The following is a 6,561-nucleotide window of genomic DNA, read 5'->3' as shown; positions in this document are numbered from 1 at the left end:
CCGCGCCGCTCAGCTGCGGGGTGTCGATCAGGAAGCGCAGCGCCGCGACCTGGTCCGCCAGCGAGATCACGCTCCAGTACTGCTCGCCGGAGCCGAGCCGGCCGCCCAGCCCCAGCTTGAACACCGGGAGCAGCCGGGCCCCGGCGCCGCCGCCCGCCGAGAGCACCAGCCCGGTCCTGGGGTGCACCACCCGGATGCCCGCCTCGGCGGCCGGCCGGGCCGCTTCCTCCCACTGCACGCAGACGGAGGCCAGGAAGTCCTGCCCGGCCGGGGCCGTCTCGTCGATCACCCGGGCGCCGGTCTGGCCGTAGTAGCCCACCGCCGAGCCGCTCACCAGCACCGCCGGCGGGTCCTTCAGCTCGGCCAGCGCACCGGCGATCGCCTCGGTGCCCAGCACCCGGCTGTCCCGGATCTCCTGCTTGTACGAGTCGGTCCACCGCCGGTCGCCGACCCCGGCGCCGGCCAGGTGCACCACGGCCTCGACACCCGCCAGCCCCGCCGTGTCCACCCTCATCAGCCGCGGGTTCCAGCCCACCCCGACGGTGCCGTCCGGCTGCGGTCCGGTCCGGCCGCGCTGCCGTACCAGCCGCACCACCCGGTGGCCGTCCGCCAGCAGCGAGCGGACCAGCGCCGAACCGATCAGACCTGTGGAACCCGTGACCGCGATACGCATGCTGCCATCCTCGCAGCCCCGGGGCCGGGGTCGGGGGCACGGCCTACCATGTCGGGCATGCGAACCAGCGATCTGACGATACGTCCGGCCGGAGTCGAGGACGAGCCGGCCCTGCTCGCCCTCGACCGCGCCGTCTGGTCCCCGGTCAGCGAGGTCGCCCCCCGGCGGGCCGAGGACGCCGTGCTCTTCGACGAGCGGCACACCCCGGAGCAGTTCCTGCTGGCGGAGCTGGCCGGCCGGGTGGTCGGCTACATCCGCCAGGTGCCGCCCACCCCGCTCGCCAGCAACCGCCACATCCGCCAGATCCAGGGGCTGGGCGTGCTGCCCGAGGCCCGCGGTCAGGGCGTCGGCGACGCACTGGTCGAGGCGGCCTGCGCGGCCGCCCGCGCCGAGGGCGCCCGCCGGATGACCCTGCGGGTGCTCGGCCCCAACGCCGCGGCCCGCCGGCTGTACGAGCGCCGCGGCTTCCGGATCGACGGCGTCCTGCCGGGCGAGTTCCTGCTGGAAGGCTGCTACGTGGACGATGTGCTGATGGGCCGTCAGTTGTCCGGGTGAGTGCCCGGGCGGACGGTCCCGGCGTGCCAAGTCGTGACCCGTCCGCCCCTGCCGTCCGCCGGTGCGGGGCCGGTACCGTTGCGGGGGTGACCAACTCGATCCCTCCCGGCTGGTACCCCGTCCAGGGGACGTCCCAGGAGCGCTGGTGGGACGGCAGCGCCTGGACCGCCGACGTACGCCAGAGCGGCGCGCCCACGGCCGGCCAGCTCGCCGACGCGCCGACGCAGGCCTGGGAGAGCCCGGCCCCCGCTCAGCCCGTCGCGCCGGTGCAGCCCGCGTTCCCGCCGACCGCCGAGCCCGCCTACGGCTACCCGCCGCAGGGCCCGCTCGGCGGCTACGGCTACCCGGGGCCGCCGCCGGAGCCCAAGCGCAACGGGCTGGTGATCGGCATCAGCATCGCCGTCGTGGTGGTGCTGCTCGCGGCGGCCGCGATCGGCTTCGCCTACACCCGCGGGGGCGACGACCCCGCGCCGCCCCCGCCGTCCCCCTCCCCGTCCGCCTCGGCCAGTGCCACCAGGTCCGCCCCGCCCTCGCGCAGCCCGAGCCCGCGGCCCAGCCCGTCACCCAGCACGGGTGCCTCGACCACGGTCACCGACGCCCAGCACGCGCTGCGGGTCACCGTGCCGTCGGGCTGGACGGCCAGGGACGCCACCGCGGTCGCCTCGATGCACGCCACCAGCGGCCCGTACGACTGCGGCCTGTCCGAGCAGTGCGTCCGCGGCCAGTTCTCGATCGAGGCGCAGGCGTTCCCGGGCACCGACGCCAAGATCGCGGCGGAGGCGGCGATGGCCAACTACGCCCCCGCTATCTTCGGCAAGCTGCTCGGCCACCGCGACCTGACCTCCGGCCCGATCACCGTCGCGGGCGTCGACAGCTACGCCGTGCGCTGGTACGTCACCCCGGAGCAGGGCGCCAGCGGCTATGTCCTGATGGTCGCGGCGCCGGCCGAGGGCGGCGGCTTCGTGCTGCTGCACGGCGGGGTGGACGACGACCCGCTGGCGCCCAAGGCCGCGGTGCTGGAGCAGATCGTCGCCGGCATCCGCTCCACCAACGCCGGCAGCGGCGCCTGAGGTGACCCGGCCCGGCCCGCCAGGGCCGGGCCCGCTCACTCCCCGAAGCGCTCCCACAGCAGGGGGAACCGTTTCGCCATCTCCCCGGGGTCGTCGAAGTCGAAGGGTTCACCCTCGGGGCCGGCCGGCTGCTCCAGCCCGAGGTCGGGCAGCGGCAACCCGGTGAGCTGCTCGTACGCCTCGTCGGCGGCGTAGCCCAGGTCCTCCGCCTCGCCGTCCTCCTCCTCGTCGAAGTCCGCCACCAGCTCGGCCATCGCGTCGGGCTGGTGCACGGCGCCCTCGAACACCTCCCGCCCCTGCCCGATCAGCCAGCACCGGAAGTAGTCGAAGGTGTCCTCCGAGGCACCGTCCAGCATCAGGTATGCGGCGCCCCACAGCTCCGTCAGGTACGCCCGCTGGAACCTGGCCTCGAACAGCCGGGCGAAGTCGATCACATCGTCGGGCGTCAGCTGCACCAGGCGCTCCACCAGCGCCTCGGCCTGGTCGTCCGGGTCGCCGTCGGCCGCGTCCCTGGTCTCGTCGATCAGCTGCCAGAAGTCCGTCTCGTACATCACCGCTCCAGCATCCCCGCTCACCCCGGCCCGCGCACACGCGGCGCACGGCGGGGCGGCCGGGGAATCCGCCGGCGGGCCGGCACGGACGGCCCGCCGGGCCGGGAAACGACGGTGCCCCGCCCGTCCGAGGACGAGCGGGGCACCGGGTGCGGCCGGACTAGAGGCCGAGGTCGCCCTCGAAGGCGCCCTCTTCCAGGCGGGCCTTGACCGTGCCCAGGTAGCGGGCGGCGTCGGCGCCGTCCACGATCCGGTGGTCGTAGGACAGAGCCAGGTAGACCATGTCGCGCACCGCGATCGTCTCGCCCAGGTCCGGGTGGTTGATGACCACCGGGCGCTTGACGGCGGCGCCGATGCCCAGGATCGCCACCTGCGGCTGGTTGATGATCGGGGTGTCGAACAGCGCGCCGCGCGAGCCGGTGTTGGTGATGGTGAAGGTGCCACCGCCCAGCTCGTCCGGGGTGACCTTGTTGTCGCGGGTACGGGCCGCCAGGTCGGCGGTCTTCTTCGCGATGCCGGCGATGTTGAGGTCGCCCGCGTCGTGGATGACCGGGACGAGCAGACCGCGCTCGGTGTCCACCGCGATGCCCACGTGCTCGGCGCCGTGGTACGTGATGGTGCCCTCGGCCTCGTTCACCTGGGAGTTGACGACCGGGTGGGCCTTCAGCGCCTCGGTGGCGGCCTTGACGAAGAACGGCATCGGGGACAGCTTGACGCCCTCGCGGGCCTCGAAGCCGGCCTTCGCCTTGGCCCGCAGGCGCATCAGCTTGGTGATGTCCACCTCGACCACGGTGGTCAGCTGGGCCGACACCTGGAGCGACTCGACCATGCGCTTGGCGATGACCGAGCGCAGGCGCGACATCTTGACCGTGGTGCCACGCAGCGGGGAGACCTCGGCGACGGTGGCCGGGGCCTTCGCGGCGGCGGCCGGGGCAGCGGCCCGGGCCTTGGCGGCCTCGGCGGCGGCCAGCACGTCCTGCTTGCGGATCCGACCGCCGACACCGGTGCCGGTGACGGCGGACAGGGCGACACCCTGCTCCGCGGCGAGCTTGCGCACCAGCGGGGTGACGTAGGCGTCACCGCCGTCGGCGGCCGGAGCGGCCTGAGCCACCGGAACGGCGGCGACCGGGGCGGCCGGGGCCGGGGCGGCGGCGACGGGCGCCGGAGCGGCGACCGGGGCGGCCGGGGCGGCGGCGACCGGGGCCGGAGCCTCGACCACCGGAGCCGGCGCGGCCGGAGCCGGAGCCGGAGCGGCCGGGGCAGCCGGAGCGGCGGCAACCGCACCCGCCGCGCCGATCAGCGCGAGCTGGGCGCCGACCTCGGCGGTCTCGTCCTCGCCGACCAGGATCTTGACCACGACACCGGCGACCGGCGACGGGATCTCGGTGTCCACCTTGTCGGTCGACACCTCCAGCAGCGGCTCGTCGACCTCGACGGTGTCACCCTCGGCCTTGAGCCAGCGGGTGACGGTGCCCTCGGACACGCTCTCGCCCAGGGCGGGCAGCAGGACCGGGGTGGCGTCCGCGGCCGGCGCGGCCGGCGCGGCGGCGACGGGGGCCGGAGCAGCCGGGGCGGCGGGCGCCTCGGCCACGGGGGCGGGGGCAGCGGCGACGGGGGCCGGAGCGGCCTCGGCCACCGGGGCGGCAGCGGCGACCGGCGCGCCGGAGCCGTCGTCGATGACCGCCAGCTCGGCGCCCACCTCGACGGTCTCGTCCTCGCCGACCTTGATCGAGGCAAGGATGCCGGAGGCCGGGGCCGGGATCTCGGTGTCGACCTTGTCGGTCGACACCTCCAGCAGCGGCTCGTCCATCTCCACGCGCTCACCCTCGGCCTTGAGCCAGCGGGTGACGGTGCCCTCGGACACGCTCTCGCCCAGTGCGGGCAGTGTTACTGAGACCGCCATGGTTTCAGCGACTCCTATCAAGTCTTGCGTACAGGAATGGGGGTGCTTGCGGCGTGATCAGTCGTGCGCGTGCAGCGGCTTGCCGGCCAGCGCCAGGTGCGCCTCGCCGAGGGCCTCGGACTGGGTCGGGTGGGCGTGGATGAGCTGGGCGACCTCGGCCGGCAGCGCCTCCCAGTTGTAGATCAGCTGGGCTTCGCCGACCTGCTCGCCCATCCGGGCGCCGACCATGTGGACGCCGACCACGGCGCCGTCCTTGACCTGGACGAGCTTGATCTCGCCGGCGGTCTTCAGAATCTTGCTCTTGCCGTTGCCGGCCAGGTTGTACTTGAGCGTGACGACCTTGTCCTTGCCGTAGATCTCCACGGCCTTGGCCTCGGAGATGCCGACCGAGGCGACCTCCGGGTTGGAGTAGGTGACCCGCGGCACGCCGTCGTAGTCGATCGGCACGGCCTTGAGGCCGGCCAGGCGCTCCGCCACCAGGATGCCCTCGGCGAAGCCGACGTGGGCGAGCTGCAGGGTCGGGGCGAGGTCGCCGACGGCCGAGATGGTCGGCACGTTGGTGCGCATGTACTCGTCGACCAGGACGTAGCCGCGGTCCAGCGCGACGCCGTTCTCCTCGTAGCCGAGGCCGGCCGAGACCGGGCCGCGGCCGATCGCCACGAGCAGCAGGTCGGCGTCGATCTGCTTGCCGTTCTCGGTGGAGACGCGCACGCCGTCGGCGGTGTACTCGACACCGGAGAAGCGGGCCTTGAGCTCGAACTTGATGCCACGCTTGCGGAAGGCACGCTCCAGCAGCTTGGAGGAGTTCTCGTCCTCCAGCGGCACCAGGTGCGGCAGGGCCTCGACGATGGTGACGTCGACGCCGAAGGACTTCCAGACGGAGGCGAACTCGACACCGATCACGCCGCCGCCGAGGATGACGGCCGACTTCGGGATCCGGTCGAGCTTGAGGGCGTGGTCCGAGGAGATGACCCGGTCGCCGTCGATGGTCAGACCGGGCAGCGACTTCGGCACCGAGCCGGTGGCGAGGATGATGTGGCGACCCTCGATGCGCTGGCCGTTCACGTCCACCGAGGTCTGCGAGGAGAGCTTGCCCTCGCCGGTGATGTAGTTGACCTTGCGCGAGGCGACCAGGCCCTGCAGGCCCTTGTACAGGCCGCTGACCACGTCGTCCTTGTACTTGTGGACACCGTTGATGTCGATGCCCTGGAAGGTCGCCAGGACGCCGAACTCGGCGGCTTCCTTGGTCTCGTCGGCGATCTCGGCCGCGTGCAGCAGGGCCTTGGTGGGGATGCAGCCGCGGTGCAGGCAGGTGCCGCCGAGCTCACCCTTCTCGATCAGGGTGACGCTCAGACCCAGCTGGGCGGCGCGGAGCGCCGCGGCGTAACCGCCGCTTCCGCCTCCGAGAATGACTACGTCGAAAACGGTGCTGGCGTCGTTCGCCACGTCACGTCCTCCATGCAAGGGGTGCGGTTCGCCGGGCCGGTCGCGGTCCGGTGGGTCGGAAGCCTTTGTAAGGCGCCCAGTCGTGCCGGAAATACATCTTTGCACTTGTTGGCGGCGGCTGGCGTCGGGGGCTGCCCCGACGGGCCCCGCGGGGCCGTCCACGGGCGGCCGAGCAGCCCGTACGTGTGGTTATTCTCGCAGCTCAAACCCGTGCCAGGGCAGGGCCGAAGGGCCCGACGGCGGGGCGGTGCCCCCACCGGCTTCCGCTCTGCGGAACAAAGTTTCGCCGGAGGCGAACAGGCGATCTGATTGCGAAGCCCGTTACCGGCTGGTAATGCCAAAGGGGCCCGGCGCCCTCGCGGT

6 protein-coding genes are annotated in these 6,561 nt (G+C 73.4%); 2 read left to right on the top strand and 4 right to left on the bottom strand.

What is annotated here, in order from left to right:
• Positions 1-673: TIGR01777 family oxidoreductase (locus tag AB0K43_RS31045; protein WP_363645702.1), on the bottom strand; the 673-nt coding region annotated here is incomplete at its 3' end.
• A gap of 48 nt (positions 674-721) precedes the next feature.
• On the opposite strand from AB0K43_RS31045, the gene AB0K43_RS31040 reads away from it, so the two are divergent.
• Together AB0K43_RS31040 and AB0K43_RS31035 are read left to right on the top strand one after the other, a co-directional pair.
• Entirely contained in the window at positions 722-1,228 is a 507-nt protein-coding gene (locus tag AB0K43_RS31040) for a GNAT family N-acetyltransferase (RefSeq protein WP_363645700.1), read from the top strand.
• A gap of 86 nt (positions 1,229-1,314) precedes the next feature.
• Positions 1,315-2,298: a DUF2510 domain-containing protein gene (locus tag AB0K43_RS31035; protein ID WP_363645698.1), complete on the top strand. Its 984-nt coding sequence runs from the start codon at positions 1,315-1,317 to the stop codon at positions 2,296-2,298.
• 35 nt (positions 2,299-2,333) lie between these two features.
• Here AB0K43_RS31035 and AB0K43_RS31030 read toward each other — a convergent pair whose 3' ends face one another.
• From AB0K43_RS31030 to lpdA, 3 genes are all read right to left on the bottom strand, one after another.
• Positions 2,334-2,849 carry a DUF4240 domain-containing protein gene (locus tag AB0K43_RS31030; protein ID WP_363645696.1) on the bottom strand — a complete coding sequence of 172 codons (516 nt, stop codon included), beginning with the start codon at positions 2,847-2,849 and terminating at the stop codon, positions 2,334-2,336.
• A 160-nt stretch (positions 2,850-3,009) separates the two neighbouring features.
• Entirely contained in the window at positions 3,010-4,752 is a 1,743-nt protein-coding gene (gene sucB, locus AB0K43_RS31025; RefSeq protein WP_363645694.1) for a 2-oxoglutarate dehydrogenase, E2 component, dihydrolipoamide succinyltransferase, read from the bottom strand.
• A 57-nt stretch (positions 4,753-4,809) separates the two neighbouring features.
• Positions 4,810-6,198 (bottom strand): dihydrolipoyl dehydrogenase, encoded by a 1,389-nt coding sequence (gene lpdA, locus AB0K43_RS31020; protein WP_363645692.1) that lies wholly within the window; start codon positions 6,196-6,198, stop codon positions 4,810-4,812.
• Positions 6,199-6,561: the final 363 nt, after the last annotated feature.

Origin of the sequence: Kitasatospora sp. NPDC049258, assembly GCF_040678895.1 — a bacterium.
In the GTDB taxonomy this organism is placed as follows: domain Bacteria; phylum Actinomycetota; class Actinomycetes; order Streptomycetales; family Streptomycetaceae; genus Kitasatospora.
The sequence above is the reverse complement of the archived record's forward strand: the minus strand, read 5'-3'. Positions and strand labels throughout refer to the sequence as shown.